The 15,571-nt window shown below is 63.8% G+C and carries 15 protein-coding genes; 14 read left to right on the top strand and 1 reads right to left on the bottom strand.

What is annotated here, in order from left to right:
• The first annotated feature begins 4 nt into the window (after positions 1 to 4).
• From U0034_RS09955 to U0034_RS09895, 13 genes are all read left to right on the top strand, one after another.
• Positions 5 to 784, top strand: coding sequence for a ParA family protein (locus tag U0034_RS09955; RefSeq protein ID WP_085229999.1), 780 nt, complete (start codon positions 5 to 7; stop codon positions 782 to 784).
• 32 nt (positions 785 to 816) lie between these two features.
• The gene (locus tag U0034_RS09950) at positions 817 to 1,707 is read left to right on the top strand and encodes a ParB/RepB/Spo0J family partition protein (RefSeq protein ID WP_085229998.1); all 891 of its coding nucleotides are present in this window, start codon (positions 817 to 819) and stop codon (positions 1,705 to 1,707) included.
• Between the two features lie 50 nt (positions 1,708 to 1,757).
• Entirely contained in the window at positions 1,758 to 2,906 is a 1,149-nt protein-coding gene (locus U0034_RS09945) for an SLC13 family permease (RefSeq protein ID WP_085230036.1), read from the top strand.
• A gap of 253 nt (positions 2,907 to 3,159) precedes the next feature.
• Positions 3,160 to 3,699 carry an ATP synthase subunit I gene (locus tag U0034_RS09940; protein ID WP_085229997.1) on the top strand — a complete coding sequence of 180 codons (540 nt, stop codon included), beginning with the start codon at positions 3,160 to 3,162 and terminating at the stop codon, positions 3,697 to 3,699.
• A 135-nt stretch (positions 3,700 to 3,834) separates the two neighbouring features.
• Positions 3,835 to 4,686 carry a F0F1 ATP synthase subunit A gene (atpB, locus tag U0034_RS09935; protein WP_085229996.1) on the top strand — a complete coding sequence of 284 codons (852 nt, stop codon included), beginning with the start codon at positions 3,835 to 3,837 and terminating at the stop codon, positions 4,684 to 4,686.
• Between the two features lie 77 nt (positions 4,687 to 4,763).
• Entirely contained in the window at positions 4,764 to 5,033 is a 270-nt protein-coding gene (gene atpE, locus U0034_RS09930; protein WP_007180033.1) for a F0F1 ATP synthase subunit C, read from the top strand.
• 137 nt (positions 5,034 to 5,170) lie between these two features.
• The gene (locus tag U0034_RS09925) at positions 5,171 to 5,641 is read left to right on the top strand and encodes a F0F1 ATP synthase subunit B (RefSeq protein WP_085229995.1); all 471 of its coding nucleotides are present in this window, start codon (positions 5,171 to 5,173) and stop codon (positions 5,639 to 5,641) included.
• A 2-nt stretch (positions 5,642 to 5,643) separates the two neighbouring features.
• On the top strand, positions 5,644 to 6,183 hold the full coding sequence (locus U0034_RS09920) for a F0F1 ATP synthase subunit delta (RefSeq protein WP_085229994.1): 540 nt from the start codon (positions 5,644 to 5,646) through the stop codon (positions 6,181 to 6,183).
• Positions 6,184 to 6,238: 55 nt separating this feature from the next.
• Positions 6,239 to 7,780, top strand: coding sequence for a F0F1 ATP synthase subunit alpha (gene atpA / locus U0034_RS09915; protein WP_085229993.1), 1,542 nt, complete (start codon positions 6,239 to 6,241; stop codon positions 7,778 to 7,780).
• Positions 7,781 to 7,855: 75 nt separating this feature from the next.
• Entirely contained in the window at positions 7,856 to 8,731 is an 876-nt protein-coding gene (atpG, locus tag U0034_RS09910) for a F0F1 ATP synthase subunit gamma (RefSeq protein WP_085229992.1), read from the top strand.
• Between the two features lie 55 nt (positions 8,732 to 8,786).
• Positions 8,787 to 10,181 (top strand): F0F1 ATP synthase subunit beta, encoded by a 1,395-nt coding sequence (gene atpD / locus U0034_RS09905; RefSeq protein ID WP_085229991.1) that lies wholly within the window; start codon positions 8,787 to 8,789, stop codon positions 10,179 to 10,181.
• Between the two features lie 78 nt (positions 10,182 to 10,259).
• Positions 10,260 to 10,685, top strand: a complete 426-nt coding sequence (locus U0034_RS09900) for a F0F1 ATP synthase subunit epsilon (RefSeq protein WP_085229990.1) — start codon at positions 10,260 to 10,262, stop codon at positions 10,683 to 10,685.
• A gap of 367 nt (positions 10,686 to 11,052) precedes the next feature.
• Positions 11,053 to 12,783 carry an AMP-binding protein gene (locus tag U0034_RS09895; RefSeq protein ID WP_085229989.1) on the top strand — a complete coding sequence of 577 codons (1,731 nt, stop codon included), beginning with the start codon at positions 11,053 to 11,055 and terminating at the stop codon, positions 12,781 to 12,783.
• A gap of 640 nt (positions 12,784 to 13,423) precedes the next feature.
• Here U0034_RS09895 and U0034_RS09890 read toward each other — a convergent pair.
• Complete coding sequence (locus U0034_RS09890; RefSeq protein WP_085229987.1) at positions 13,424 to 14,227, bottom strand: transporter substrate-binding domain-containing protein; 804 nt, start codon at positions 14,225 to 14,227, stop codon at positions 13,424 to 13,426.
• A 154-nt stretch (positions 14,228 to 14,381) separates the two neighbouring features.
• Here U0034_RS09890 and hemE point away from each other — a divergent pair, with 154 nt between their 5' ends.
• Positions 14,382 to 15,479 carry a uroporphyrinogen decarboxylase gene (gene hemE / locus U0034_RS09885; protein ID WP_085229986.1) on the top strand — a complete coding sequence of 366 codons (1,098 nt, stop codon included), beginning with the start codon at positions 14,382 to 14,384 and terminating at the stop codon, positions 15,477 to 15,479.
• The last annotated feature ends 92 nt before the right edge of the window (positions 15,480 to 15,571 follow it).

Below are 15,571 nucleotides of genomic sequence, written 5' to 3'. Positions count from 1 at the left end.
TACGATGGCAAAAATCTTCTGCGTCGCGAATCAAAAAGGCGGCGTCGGCAAAACGACGACAGCGGTCAACCTCGCGGCGAGTCTCGCGTCGCAGGGGCAGCGCGTGCTGTTGATCGATCTGGACCCGCAGGGCAATGCGACGATGGGCAGCGGCATCAACAAGGCCGATTGCGAAAACACCGTATACGAGGTGCTCGTAGACGGTGTTTCCGTCTCGGAGGCGCGCGTAAAGCCGGAGGCGGTCGGCTACGACGTACTGCCGGCGAACCGTGAGCTCGCGGGCGCCGAGATCGAGCTCGTCAGCGTGCAGAACCGCGAGCGCCAGCTCAAGGAAGCGCTCTCGCGCGTAGCCGACGACTATGACTTCGTGCTCATCGATTGCCCGCCGGCGCTTTCATTGCTGACGCTGAACGCGTTATGCGCGGCGCATGGCGTCGTGATTCCTATGCAGTGCGAATATTTCGCGCTCGAGGGCCTGTCCGACCTCGTCAATACGATCAAGCAGGTGCACGCGAACCTCAACCGCGATCTGAAGGTGATCGGCTTGCTGCGTGTCATGTTCGACCCGCGCATTACCTTGCAGCAGCAGGTGTCCGATCAGTTGAAGGAGCATTTCGGCGACAAGGTGTTCGACGCCGTGATTCCACGCAACGTGCGATTGGCCGAGGCGCCGAGCTATGGGTTGCCGGGAGTCGTGTTCGACCGGGCTTCGCGCGGCGCGCAGGCGTACGTGCAGTTCGGCACCGAGATGATCGAGCGCGTGCGCGCGCTCGCCGACGCATGACCGATATGGAATAAGCGGACCGAGGACAGAGCATGAACGCGGTAGCGAAAAAGAAGGGGTTGGGGCGCGGTCTGGAGGCGCTGCTCGGCGGCAGCCCGGACATCACGGCTGCAGCGAAAAACGAGGGGGCGCCGAATGTGCTGCCGCTCGGCAGGCTGCAGGCGGGCAAGTACCAGCCGCGCACGCGCATGGACGAGGGCAGTCTGCAGGAGCTGGCGGCGAGCATTCGGGCGCAGGGGCTGATGCAGCCGATCCTGGTACGCCCCGTGTCCGACGAGAAATACGAGATCATCGCGGGCGAACGGCGTTTCCGTGCCGCGCACCTGGCCGGGCTCGCGGAAGTGCCCGTGCTCGTGAAGCATGTGCCCGATCAGGCTGCCGCTGCCATGGCGCTGATCGAGAACATCCAACGCGAGGACTTGAATCCGCTCGAAGAGGCTCAGGGCATTCAGCGCCTGCTCGACGAATTCAACTTTACGCACGAGCAGGCGGCCGAATCGGTGGGCCGTTCGCGTAGTGCCGTCTCGAACCTGCTGCGGCTGCTTAATCTGGCGGCGCCGGTGCAGACGATGCTGCTCGCGGGCGATCTCGACATGGGGCACGCGCGTGCATTGCTGGCCGTCGATGCGGCCACGCAGATCACGCTCGCGAATCAGGTCGTGAGCAAGCGCATGTCGGTGCGCGAGACGGAGCGGCTCGTGGCGGTAACGACGAAGGCGGCGCCCGCGGTCAAGGCGCGCGCGAACCCGGCGGACGGCGGCCGCGACACGCGGCGTCTCGAGGAAGAGCTGTCCGATCTGCTCGCCGCCGCGGTGAAGATCAAGATGGGGCGCCGCGGCAGGGGGCAGGTACAGATCGACTTCGGCAACCTCGACGCCCTCGAGGGCATCCTCGTGCGCCTGCGTGGCAACACGGCTGCGTAATGGCAGGGCAGGCGGCAGGGCTGGTGCGCAACGAGGGCAACGAAACCATCATGACAGTGTCGGAAAAAGCACCGCGGGCGCGCGGCGCGTGGCCTCGCGTCATCTTTGCATTCTTCGTCAACGAGCCGGTGCTCACGGTGCTCGTCATCGCGCTCGCCGCGCTGCAGACGCTTCACCCGCGCGCATGGAGCGCATTGCCCGGGCTCGTCGACTGGCCGACGATCATGACGCTCACGGGGCTGCTGATCCTGACGAAGGCCGTCGAGCTTTCCGGTTTTCTGATGTGGCTTGCGCACCGCGTCGTGCACCACGTGCATTCCGAGCGGGGGCTCGCCTGCCTCGTGATCGGGCTTGCGGCGTTTTTGTCGATGATCGTGACGAACGACGTGGCGCTGTTCGTCGTCGTGCCGCTCGTGCTCTCGCTCAATCATCTGACACCGCTGCCGGTCAAAAGGCTCGCCATCTTCGCGGCGCTTGCCGTCAACGCGGGCTCGGTGCTCACCCCGCTCGGCAATCCTCAGAATCTTTTCCTGTGGCAAACGAGCGGCGTGTCGTTCGGCGCCTTCGTTTATGCGCTGCTGCCGCTTTGCGCGCTTTTGATGGCGATGCTGTACGGCCTCGCTTTTTTTTCGTTCAAGGCGGCACCGCTCGATTTGTCGCGCGACGCGCCGAGCGGGCGCGTCGATCGCGCGTATGCGGCAACCGCCGCGGTGCTCTTCGTCGCCTTCGTACTGCTGGCTGACGCCCACCGGCCCGGCATAGCGCTCGCCGGTATCGCGGCGGGCCTGCTGATCTGGCGCCGCGACGCGGTGCTGAAGATCGACTGGCCGCTCCTCGTCATCTTCGCGCTCATGTTCATCGTCTTGCGCAGCGCCGCCGCGCTGCCGTGGGTGCGCGAGTCCATCGCGGCCATCGGCATCGGCACGCCGGTGCGCGCATATGTCGCAGGCGCGGTGCTGTCCCAGGGGATCAGCAACGTGCCGGCCGCGATCATGCTCGCGGAGTTCTCGCACGATTGGCGCGCGCTCGCTTTCGGCGTGAGCGTAGGCGGGTTCGGCATCGCGATCGGCTCGCTCGCCAATCTGATCGCCGTGCGGCTCGTGAAGCAGCGCGGCATCTGGTTCGGCTTTCATCTCCTTTCGATTCCCTTCTGGATCATTGCGCTCGTGCTCGGCGCCGTCCTCCTCCGCGGCTGGTGACGCGTCCGCGCCGCCGCCGCCCGCACCGGCCCGCACCGGCCCGCACTCGCCTGCGTACCCCGCCTGCGGCCCGTTCGCGAGGCGATTTTGTTCCGGGCTAAAGTCTTGAATCGCCTGCAACTATCGCTTACAATCGCCCGGATTTATTAGCTAGGCAGCCCCGTAAGCACGTCGAAAGCGCGTGGCGAAAGCTTGACAAAAGCGGCGCGCGACGCACACGGTGGGTCGGAAAGAGTCTTTGCGGAATAGGGCGATGGCGGATCGAGAGCCGAATCAAAGGCACGAAGCACGCGCGCCTCAAACCGTTTCTTCCCCCCCGATGGGCGTCGGCCATGCGAGGAAGTTCGACGACGACGCGTGGGATGCCGAGCAGCAAGATACAAATACCGTTCCGCTCACGCGGGCCGAGGCCGAAAAGCTCTTTGGCCCGCAAGTGAGCCGCCCATCGCGCGTCACGCCGCTGAAGGTGGTGATGGCGCAAATGGTCTTGTCCCTGGTCGCGACGCTGGTTTGGTGGCTGTTTTGCGAGCCGCCGGGCGATGCTGCGCTGTCGGCGTTCCTGGGGGGAGCGGTGTGCTGGGTGCCGAGCGCGTTGTTCGCGGCACGTCTCAGGAGCAGGGGCGCAAGCGCATCGATCCTCGGTTGGATGATCGGCGAAGCGCTCAAGATGGGGGTGACGGTTGCGATGTTCGTCGCAATCGCCTTTTGGTATCACGACGTACGGTGGCTGCCGTTGCTCGTGACCTATCTCATTGCGCTCAAGACGTACTGGGTCGCGCTGGCCTGGCACTGATAAACGAATGGATGGCAGGTGGAAGCCGTCTCGCGCGGTGCGTTCGTGAAACGCGCCCGGGGCGGGCTTCCTCCCGAAGGGCCGGCATGCGCCGGCGCCTGAACGATTTTCGACAATTTGGGTGGCACTAACGATATGGCAGCTAGCGAAGGCACGCGCGTCCTCGATCCGTCCGAGTACATCGCGCACCACTTGCAGAACCTTTCCACCGCGCATCAGACGTCGATCTTCGATATCCACGTCTGGAATATCGACACGCTGTTCTGGTCGATCGTCTGCGGTCTCGTGACCATCCTCTTGCTGCGTCTCGCGGCGCGCAAGGCCACTTCCGGTGTGCCGGGGCGCTTCCAGTGCGCGATCGAGATGCTCGTCGAGATGGTCGAAGATCAATCGAAGTCGATGATCCACGGCAACCGTAAGTTCATCGCGCCGCTCGCGCTGACCGTGTTCGTCTGGGTCGCGCTCATGAACTCGCTCGACTTCATTCCGGTCGACCTGCCGGGCCGCATCATCGGCTTGCTGGGCCTGTCGGACGTCATTTCGCACCACCGCATCGTGCCCACGGCCGATCTGAACGGCACCATCGGCATCGCGCTCGGCGTGTTCGTGCTGATGATCTATTACAACTTCAAGATCAAAGGTGCGGGCGGCTTCGTGCACGAGCTGCTCTCCGCTCCGTTCGGCGCGCATCCGCTTCTGTGGATCCCGAACCTCGCCCTGAACATCATCGAGTTCGTCGCCAAGACGGTTTCGCTCGGCATGCGGCTTTTCGGGAACATGTACGCAGGCGAACTGCTGTTCCTGCTGATCGCATTGCTCGGCAGCATCTGGAACTTCGGCGCGGACACGACGGTGCTCGGCTTCATCGGCCACGTGATCGCAGGCAGTGTCTGGGCGATCTTCCACATCCTGATCGTGTTGCTGCAAGCGTTCATCTTCATGATGCTGACGCTCGTGTACATCGGTCAGGCGCACGACTCGCACTGACCGCGGGGCGTGCACGAGCGGATCCGCTTTCGTTTTTCTAAATCCAGTTCTAAAAAGTCTTTGACAAAGGAGTGATCATGCAAGCTTTCATCGCCAACATCCAGGGTCTGACCGCCATCGGTATCGGCATCATCATCGGCCTGGGTGCGATCGGCGCCTGTATCGGTATCGGCCTGATGGGCGGCAAGTACATCGAAGCGTGCGCACGTCAGCCCGAGCTGATGAACCCGCTGCAAACGAAGATGTTCCTGCTGGCTGGTCTGATCGACGCGGCGTTCCTGATCGGCGTCGGTGTGGCAATGCTGTTTGCGTTCGCGAACCCGCTGCTCTCGAAGCTCGCAGGCTGAGGTTTCTCGGAAGTTTGCGCCGCGGGGCGAAGGCCCGGGGCGCAGGGGCGAAACGGATCTTGGGCGCTGATCGAATGCAATGTCGATGAGCGCCTTACCGTTTCACTTTCCGAATTAGCAACGTTTAAGGAAACACCGTGAATCTCAACGCAACTCTGTTTGCGCAAATGGTCGTGTTCCTGATCCTCGCGTGGTTCACGATGAAGTTCGTGTGGCCGCCGCTGATCAACGCCCTCGACGAGCGCGCCAAGAAGATCGCAGACGGTCTCGCGGCCGCGGAGCGTGGCAAGACGGAACTCGAGGCCGCGCACAAGCGCGTCGACCAGGAACTCGCAACCGCCCGCAACGAAGGTCAGCAGCGCGTCGCCGATGCCGAAAAGCGCGCGCTCGCCGTGGCCGAGGAAATCAAGGCCAACGCGCACGCCGAAGCCGCTCGCATCGTCGCGCAGGCGAAGGCCGATGCCGATCAGCAGGTCGTGAAGGCACGCGAAACGCTGCGCGCGGAAGTGGCCGCGCTCGCGGTCAAGGGCGCCGAGCAGATCCTGAAGCGCGAAGTCGATCAGTCGGCCCACGCCGAATTGCTCAATCAACTCAAAGCCGAGCTCTGATCATGGCCGAACTTGCAACCATCGCCCGCCCGTACGCGGAAGCGCTCTTTGGCGTAGCCGTTGACGGCGACGTCGCTGCCTGGTCCGCTCTGCTGCAGGAGCTGGCACAGGTTGCGCGTCTGCCCGAAGTGCTGTCGGTCGCCTCGAGCCCGAAAGTGAGCCGTGCGCAAGTCGTCGAGCTGTTGCTTGCGGCCGTGCGCTCGCCGCTCAAGGACACCCCGCAGGCGAAGAATCTCGTGCAGATGCTCGTCGACAACCATCGACTCGCGCTCCTGCCCGAAATCGCCGTGCAGTTCGACGAATTGAAAAACGCTCGCGAAGGTGCGGCCGATGCGCTGATCGTAAGCGCGTTCCCGCTCGAAGGCCAGCCGCTCGCCGATCTCGTCGCGAGCCTCGAACGCAAGTTCAAGCGCAAGCTCAAGCCGACGGTCGAACTCGACCCGTCGCTCATCGGGGGCGTGCGCGTGACCGTAGGCGACGAGGTGCTCGACAGCTCGGTACGTGCGCGGCTCGCCGGCATGCAGGCTGCGCTGACGGCGTAAGCGACGCGCGCGATGCCCGCCGGCACGCAACAGAATTGAACATCAGGAGCGAATAATGCAACTCAATCCCTCTGAGATCAGCGAGCTGATCAAGAGCCGGATCCAGGGCCTTGAAGCGAGCGCCGACGTTCGCAACCAGGGCACCGTGATCTCCGTGACCGACGGTATCGTGCGCATTCACGGTCTGTCGGACGTGATGCAGGGCGAAATGCTCGAATTCCCGGGCAACACGTTCGGCCTCGCGCTGAACCTCGAGCGCGACTCGGTCGGCGCGGTGATTCTGGGCGAGTACGAGCACATTTCCGAAGGCGATATCGTCAAGACGACGGGCCGCATTCTCGAAGTGCCGGTGGGCCCGGAACTGATCGGCCGCGTGGTCGACGCGCTCGGTAACCCGATCGACGGCAAGGGCCCGATCAACGCCAAGCTGACCGACGCGGTCGAGAAGATCGCCCCGGGCGTGATCTGGCGCAAGTCGGTGTCGCAGCCGGTGCAAACGGGTCTGAAGTCGATCGACTCGATGGTGCCGATCGGCCGCGGCCAGCGCGAGCTGATCATCGGCGACCGTCAGTGCGGCAAGACCGCGGTGGCGATCGACGCGATCATCAACCAGAAGGGCAAGGATCTCATCTGTATCTACGTCGCGATCGGCCAGAAGGCATCGTCGATCATGAACGTGGTCCGCAAGCTCGAGGAAACGGGCGCGCTCGAATACACGATCGTCGTGGCTGCCTCGGCGTCGGAATCGGCGGCGATGCAGTACCTCGCTCCGTACTCGGGCTGCACGATGGGCGAATACTTCCGCGACCGCGGCCAGGACGCCCTCATTATCTATGACGACTTGACCAAGCAAGCCTGGGCCTATCGTCAGATCTCGCTGCTGCTGCGCCGCCCGCCGGGCCGCGAAGCCTACCCCGGCGACGTCTTCTATCTGCACTCGCGTCTGCTCGAGCGCGCCGCGCGCGTCTCGGAAGAGTACGTCGAGAAATTCACGAACGGCGAAGTGAAGGGCAAGAGCGGCTCGCTGACGGCGCTGCCCGTTATCGAAACGCAAGCCGGCGACGTGACGGCGTTCGTGCCGACGAACGTGATCTCGATCACCGACGGCCAGATCTTCCTGGAAACGGACCTCTTCAACGCGGGTATCCGTCCGGCCATCAACGCCGGCGTGTCGGTCTCGCGCGTGGGCGGTGCGGCGCAGACGAAGGTCGTCAAGAAGCTGTCGGGCGGTATCCGTACCGACCTCGCGCAGTACCGCGAGCTGGCTGCGTTCGCGCAGTTCGCATCGGACCTCGACGAAGCGACCCGCAAGCAGCTCGAGCGCGGCCGCCGCGTGACGGAACTGCTCAAGCAGCCGCAATACCAGCCGCTTCAGGTATGGGAGCTGGCCGTGTCGCTCTTCGCGGCTAACAACGGCTATCTCGACGACATCGAAGTCAAGGACGTGCTGGCATTCGAGAAGGGGCTGCGCGAGTACCTGAAGACGAGCCATGCCGAGCTCATCAAACGCATCGAAGACAGCAAGGACTTGTCGAAGGACGACGAGGGCGCGCTCCATGCCGCTCTGAAGGACTTCAAGAAGTCGGGCGCTTATTGATCCGCGAGGCATAACGACCTGAAGCCGCGCGCCTCGAAGCATCGGGCGGCGCGCGGTTTCGATCAGGAGCAAGCAATGGCTGGAATGAAGGAAATCCGCGGCAAGATCAAGAGCGTGCAGAACACGCGCAAGATCACCAAGGCCATGGAGATGGTCGCGGCATCGAAGATGCGCCGCGCCCAGGAGCGCATGCGCGCCGCTCGTCCATACGCCGACAAGGTCCGCGACATCGCTGCGCACATGAGCCGCGCGAACCCCGAGTACCGTCACCCGTTCATGGTGGCGAACGAGGGCGCGAAGGCGGCCGGCATCATCCTCGTCACGACCGACAAGGGGCTGTGCGGCGGTTTGAACACGAACGTGCTGCGCGGCACACTGCAGAAGATCAAGGAACTCGACACGAGCGGCCAGACGGTCGAGGCCACGGCCATTGGCAGTAAGGGCTTCGGCTTTTTGAACCGGCTCGGCGCGAAGATCGCCTCGCATGTCGTGCACCTCGGCGACACGCCGCACCTCGAAAAGCTGATCGGCGCCGTGAAGGTGCAGCTCGACCTGTACTCGGAAGGCAAGCTCTCGGCGGTTTATCTCGCCTACACACGCTTCGTCAACACGATGAAGCAGGAGCCTGTCATCGAGCAGCTGCTGCCGCTGTCGGCCGAGCGCTTCGAGGGCGACGAGACGACGCCGAGCACGACGTGGGACTACATCTACGAGCCCGATGCGCAAGCGGTGGTCGACGAGCTGCTCGTGCGTTACGTCGAAGCGCTCGTCTATCAGGCCGTTGCCGAGAACATGGCGTCCGAGCAATCGGCGCGCATGGTGGCAATGAAGGCCGCGTCGGACAACGCGAAGACGGTCATCAGCGAACTGCAGCTGTCGTACAACAAGAGCCGCCAGGCCGCGATCACGAAGGAACTCTCGGAGATCGTGGGTGGCGCCGCCGCGGTCTGACGCGCGCGCCGCGCCCTTTGCGCGAGTGAAGAATTGAGTATCTAAAGGAAAAGCGATGAGTACTACTGCTTTGGTGGAAGGCAAGATCGTACAGTGCATCGGCGCGGTGATCGACGTGGAATTTCCGCGCGAGCACATGCCGAAGGTCTACGACGCGCTCGTGCTCGAAGGCACGGAACTGACGCTCGAAGTCCAGCAGCAGCTGGGCGACGGCGTCGTGCGCACCATCTGTCTCGGTGCGTCGGACGGCCTGCGCCGCGGCGTGACGGTCAAGAACACGGGCAAGCCGATCAGCGTGCCCGTTGGCACGGCCACGCTCGGCCGCATCATGGACGTGCTCGGCCGCCCGATCGACGAAGCGGGTCCGATCGAAAGCGAGCATGTGCGTTCGATTCACCAGAAGGCCCCGGCGTTCGACGAGCTCTCGCCGTCGACGGAGCTGCTCGAAACGGGCATCAAGGTTATCGACCTGATCTGCCCGTTCGCGAAGGGCGGCAAGGTTGGCCTCTTCGGCGGTGCCGGCGTGGGCAAGACCGTCAACATGATGGAGCTCATCAACAACATCGCGAAGGAGCACGGCGGCTACTCCGTGTTCGCGGGCGTGGGCGAGCGTACCCGTGAAGGGAACGACTTCTACCACGAAATGAAGGACTCGAACGTGCTCGACAAGGTCGCGCTCGTGTACGGTCAGATGAACGAGCCGCCGGGCAACCGTCTGCGCGTGGCACTGACGGGCCTGACGATGGCCGAGCACTTCCGCGACGAAGGCCGCGACGTGCTGTTCTTCGTCGACAACATCTACCGCTTCACGCTGGCCGGTACGGAAGTCTCGGCTCTGCTGGGCCGGATGCCGTCGGCGGTGGGCTACCAGCCGACGCTGGCCGAGGAAATGGGCAAGCTGCAGGAGCGCATCACGTCGACGAAGACGGGCTCGATCACCTCGGTGCAAGCCGTGTACGTGCCTGCTGACGACTTGACCGACCCGTCGCCGGCCACGACCTTCGGCCACCTCGACGCAACGGTCGTGCTCTCGCGTGACATCGCCTCGCTCGGTATCTACCCCGCTGTGGACCCGCTCGATTCGACGTCGCGCCAGATCGACCCGAACGTGATCGGCGAAGAGCACTACTCGATCACGCGCCGCGTGCAGCAAACGCTGCAGCGCTACAAGGAACTGCGCGACATCATCGCGATTCTCGGCATGGACGAGCTCTCGCCGGAAGACAAGCTGTCGGTTGCGCGCGCGCGCAAGATCCAGCGTTTCCTGTCGCAGCCGTTCCACGTCGCTGAAGTGTTCACGGGCTCGCCGGGCAAGTACGTTCCGCTGAAGGAAACGATCCGCGGCTTCAAGATGATCGTCGAAGGCGAATGCGATCACCTGCCCGAGCAGGCGTTCTACATGGTCGGTACGATCGACGAAGCCTTCGAGAAGGCCAAGAAGATCCAGTAAGGCCGGGTGTAACGGAGCGGGTGCCGGCTGCCGGCGCCCGCCGCATACGTTCAACCAGCCTTTGGGACGGGATTCGACATGGCAACCATTAAAGTAGACGTCGTCAGCGCGGAAGAGCAGATCTTCTCCGGCCAGGCGAAATTCGTCGCGCTGCCGGGCGAAGCCGGTGAGCTCGGGATTCTGCCGGGCCATACGCCGCTCATCACGCGCATTCGCCCGGGCGCCGTGCGCATCGAGGCCGAAAACGGCGAAGAGGAGTTTGTCTTCGTCGCGGGCGGTATCCTCGAAGTGCAGCCCGGTGCGGTGACCGTGCTTGCCGATACGGCAATTCGCGGCAAGGATCTCGACGAAGCAAAGGCCGATCAGGCGCGCAAGCGCGCCGAAGAGGCACTGCAGAATTCGGGCTCCAACCTCGAATACGCAACGGCGCAGGCCGAGCTGGCCTATGCCGTCGCGCAGCTGGCTGCGATCCAGCGCCTGCGCAAGATGCGCACGCAGCACTGACAGCACAGGCGGGGCGCGCCTCTTCTGACGCGCCGCGCACCGATGCCGCCCGGGTTTTACCGCCGGGCGGCTTTTTTTTGTGCCTGGCATTTCCGGTCATTTCGGCCGTCCGGTATCCGTTTTGGCCTGACCTTGGTCGGCCTGGGGCGCCGTCGGCGCGTCGCCGCGGCCGGATCGTGGCCGATTGTGGCCGATCGTGGCCGATCGTGGCCGGCTGTGGCCGGTTGTGGCGGTTTGCCGCAACCGGCCGCCCCCCGCGGGAGCGATCGCCGGCGCGCCATGCGGGTAACACTCGATGCGGCCGGTCTTCCCCGGGTGGGAGAATCAGAAGCCTTAAAAAAAGCGACCACCCCGAGGAGACGACGCGATGGCCATGCAAGCCCCCAAAGCGAGTGCCTCGATCGCCCCGCACGATGGATCGTCCTATGTGCGCGGCGCGACCGATGTCCCCCTTTCCGAAGCAACGATTCCGCAGTTCCTCGCCGATACGGTCGAACAGTTTCCCGATCGGCTGGCCGTTGTCTTTCGCGAGCAGGGTATTCGCTGGACCTGGCGCGAATTCGCCGAGGAAGTCGATGTACTCGCAGCGGGTTTCGCTTCGCTCGGCATCGGCCGCGGCGATCGCGTGGGCATCTGGTCGCCGAACCGTGTGGAATGGCTGATGACGCAGTTCGCCACGGCACGCCTCGGCGCCATTCTCGTGAACATCAATCCGGCCTACCGGCTCGCCGAACTCGAATACGCGCTCAACAAATCGGGCTGCACAGCCATCGTTGCTGCCGAGCGCTTCAAGACGTCGCACTATCTGGAGATGCTTCGCACGCTGGCCCCTGAGCTCGATCATGCGAAGCCGGGAGACTTACACGCCGCGCGCCTGCCGCACCTGCGCACCGTCGTTCGCATGGGCGATACGGCCACGCCTGGGATGCTGACGTTTTGCGAACTCGTGGAGAGCGGCCGCGTCGCGCTCGATCGCGCGGCGCTCGATGCCGTCTGCGCCGGCCTTTCGTGCCGCGACCCGATCAACATTCAGTTTACGAGCGGCACTACCGGCAACCCGAAGGGGGCGACGCTCACGCACCGCAACGTCGTGAACAACGCGCGTTTCATCGCGATGGCGATGCGGCTCACCCAGGCCGATTCGCTTTGCATTCCCGTGCCGCTTTATCACTGCTTCGGAATGGTCCTGGCGGTGCTCGCCTGCGTTTCATCGGGTGCGACGATGGTGTTTCCGGGCGAAGCATTCGAGCCGGGCGCAACGCTCGCGGCCGTCAGCGAAGAACGCTGCACGGCGTTGCACGGGGTGCCGACCATGTTCATCGCCGAACTCGACCACCCCGAGTTTGACCACTTCGATCTCACCTCGCTGCGCACCGGCATCATGGCCGGTTCGCCGTGCCCGATCGAAACGATGAAGCGCGTGGTGGCGCGCATGCACCTATCCGAGATCACGATCGCCTATGGCATGACCGAGACGAGCCCGGTTTCTTTCCAGAGTTCGACCACCGACCCGCTCGACAAGCGCACGTCGACGGTGGGGCGCATCCAGCCCCATCTCGAGGCGCGCATCGTCGACGCGATGGGGCAGACCCTGCCTGTGGGCGAAACGGGGGAGCTGTGGACGCGCGGCTACTCGGTCATGCTCGGCTACTGGGACGAGGAGGCGCGCACGCGCGAGGCCGTCGTCGACGGATGGATGCGCACGGGCGATCTGGCGACGATCGATGCCGAGGGCTACTGCAACATCGTCGGCCGTCTGAAGGACATGCTGATTCGTGGTGGCGAAAACATCTACCCGCGCGAAATCGAGGAGTTTCTGTTCCGGCACCCCAAGATTCAGAGCGTGCAGGTATTCGGTGTGCCGGACGCCCGGTACGGTGAGGAAGTGTGCGCCTGGGTGATCCTGCGGCCCGGCGAGACGATGACCGACGAGGAACTGCGGGAGTATTGCCGCGGGCAGATTGCCCACTACAAAGTGCCTCGCTACGTGCGTTTCGTCGAGGAAATGCCGATGACGGTCACAGGCAAGGTGCAGAAATTCGTGATGCGCGAACAGATGGTTGACGCGCTGGGATTGGCCGCGCCGAAAACATGCTGAATGCGGCTGCGACAGGCAAAAAAAAAGCGGGCCAGCGGCCCGCTAAAAACCACACGCTACGGGGTTAGCGCGAGGAGACCAATGAAGGAACCAAACAGGCGCTGCATTGCCACCTGCAACGGCTCCAACAAAGATGTTCCCCAAATTCGGGATCCAGCCAAGCCTTCGATTTGTCATGCATTGCGCACATCGAAAGTGACCGGCGTTCAACAACATCCGTGTTGAAACCGTTGAAGGCATTGTGGGCGAATTGACGCCGGGATGCGGTAACAAAGTGTTTCAGGATGTAACGCCCGCCAGACAAGGCTTTCCGGGATTTTTTGCCGTTATTGAGAAAGCGGCGTGTCAATATTTCCGATTTTAGATGCTTGGTATCGATTACGGCCCGGTGACTCAAATGCAATTCCTAATTAATTGTTCGATTGTCACATAACTGGTATTCGTTATCCATCGATAATCGGTCAATTGCTCTCGAAATAAGATTTGTCAGAATTCCGCAGAGCCCGCGATTTCGTCCAGTTTCGTCGAATATTTCGGCGCGAGTGCGGCGCCAACGTGGAATGGCGCCGCAGAGCCAAACAAAAGGGCGGCTCTGCGCAGCAGGGCCACCCGAAGGCCATCTTCTCCGCGTCCGCGACCCCTACTTCAGCCATTTGTCGGCAATTGTCTGGAATTCCCCCGTTGCGCGCGCAAGGTGAAGCCACTGGTCGACGTATTGCTGGTAGACGAGATCGCCGCGCGGCACCATGTAGGCTTTCTCGCCGTACTGGAACGGCTTGTCGGGGTGCACCGAACAGAGTCCGGGGTTGAGCTTTTGCTGCAGCAGCGTTTCCGACGCGTCGGTGACCATGACGTCGGCCTTGCCGGCCAGGATCTGTTTGAAGATCGTCACGTTGTCGGGGTAGACCGTCAACGTGGCGTGACCGAGATACTGCTTCGCGAACCTTTCGTTCGTCCCGCCGGGGTTCACGATCACGCGTGTGCCCGGCGAGTCGATCTGCGCGAGCGTCTGGTACTTGTCGACGTCCGCACAGCGCACGATCGGCGCCTTGCCGTCCACCATGTACGGTTCAGTGAAGAAAACATGTTTTTGGCGCTCGAGGGTGGTGGACACGCCGCCGACCGCGATATCGCAGCGTGCGATGAAATCGCGCATCAGGTTCGACCACGTCGTCTTCACGTACTCGGCCTTCGCGCCGAGGGATTTGGCCAGCGCCTCGGCCATGTCGATGTCGATGCCCTCGAATGTGCCGTCCGCCTTGAGGAACGAATAAGGCTTGTAGTCGCCCGTCGTGCACACGCGCAGCTTGCCGCTCGCCATGATCGCATCGAGGCGCGAGGCCGCGGCCGGCGGCGTCTCGGCGGTTTCGGCCAGTGCGGGGATGCCGACACCCGAACAGACGGCGGCCGCGCCGAGCAAGCAGGCGAGCATGGTTTTCTTCATGGTTTGTCTCCTTTTTTGGGGTTGGATGAAGCGGGGGACGAGGCGTCGATCGTAGCAGGTCGAAAATCGGGCGATGGAGACGGCGCCATGCGGCGGCACGGCTGGCCTCCGGTAGAATGGCCGCTTCTTCCGTCTGCCGCTTCGCGCTTTCATCGTGGCCTCCACCCTGCTCAACGACACTTTTCTGCGCGCGCTCCTGCGCGAGCCGACCGATTACACGCCTGTCTGGCTCATGCGCCAGGCCGGACGCTACCTGCCCGAGTACAACGCCACGCGCGAGCGTGCCGGCAGTTTTCTGGGCCTTGCGAAAAATCCCGACTACGCGACGGAGGTCACGCTTCAGCCGCTCGATCGGTATCCTCTCGATGCCGCCATCCTGTTCTCGGACATACTGACGATTCCCGACGCGATGGGGCTCGGGCTTTCGTTCGCGGCGGGCGAGGGACCGCGCTTTGCCCATCCGGTGCGCACCGAAGCCGACGTCGCGCGCCTTGCGGTGCCCGATATCGGCGCGACGCTCGGCTACGTGACGGATGCGGTGCGCGAGATCCGCCGGGCGCTCACGGACGGCCAGGGGCGCCAGCGCGTGCCGCTCATCGGTTTTTCCGGCAGCCCGTGGACGCTCGCCTGTTACATGGTGGAAGGCGGTGGCTCGGACGACTTCCGAACCGTCAAGGCAATGCTCTATGGCCGGCCCGACCTGATGCATCGGATCCTCGACGTCAACGCGCGGGCCGTGGCGGCGTATCTGAATGCGCAGATAGAGGCCGGCGCGCAGGCCGTCATGATCTTCGACACCTGGGGCGGTGCCCTGGCCGATGGCGCCTATCAGCGGTTCTCGCTCGCCTACACGGCCGAAGTGGTGCGGCATCTGAAGCGCGAGCACGCCGGCGCGCGCGTGCCCGTCATTACGTTCACGAAGGGCGGCGGCCAGTGGCTGGAAGAGATCTCCGCCACGGGCGTCGACGCCGTGGGGCTCGACTGGACCGTCGATCTCGCCCGCGCGCGCGAGCGCGTCGGCCAGCGTGTGGCGCTGCAGGGCAACCTCGATCCCGCTGTGCTGTTTGCGCCGGCCGAGACGATTCGCGCCGAGGCACGCGCCGTTCTCGAGCGTTTCGGCAATCACGCCGGGCACGTGTTCAACCTGGGGCATGGTATTTCCCAGTTCACGCCGCCCGACGCCGTGGCCGAACTCGTGGACGAGGTGCACCGTGCGAGTCGCGCCATCAGGGCCCAAGAGGCTGGAGCATAAGCGGCACGTTTATATTGCAGCGCAATGGGCCGGGCTCTCGGCCTAAGGGTCAACCCGCGTGCCAAGTCCCGCCGCCGCGTCGTTCCAGTCTT

It is taken from the genome of Trinickia caryophylli, from assembly GCF_034424545.1.
In the GTDB taxonomy this organism is placed as follows: domain Bacteria; phylum Pseudomonadota; class Gammaproteobacteria; order Burkholderiales; family Burkholderiaceae; genus Trinickia; species Trinickia caryophylli.
This window is presented reverse-complemented; position numbering and strand designations above follow the sequence as displayed.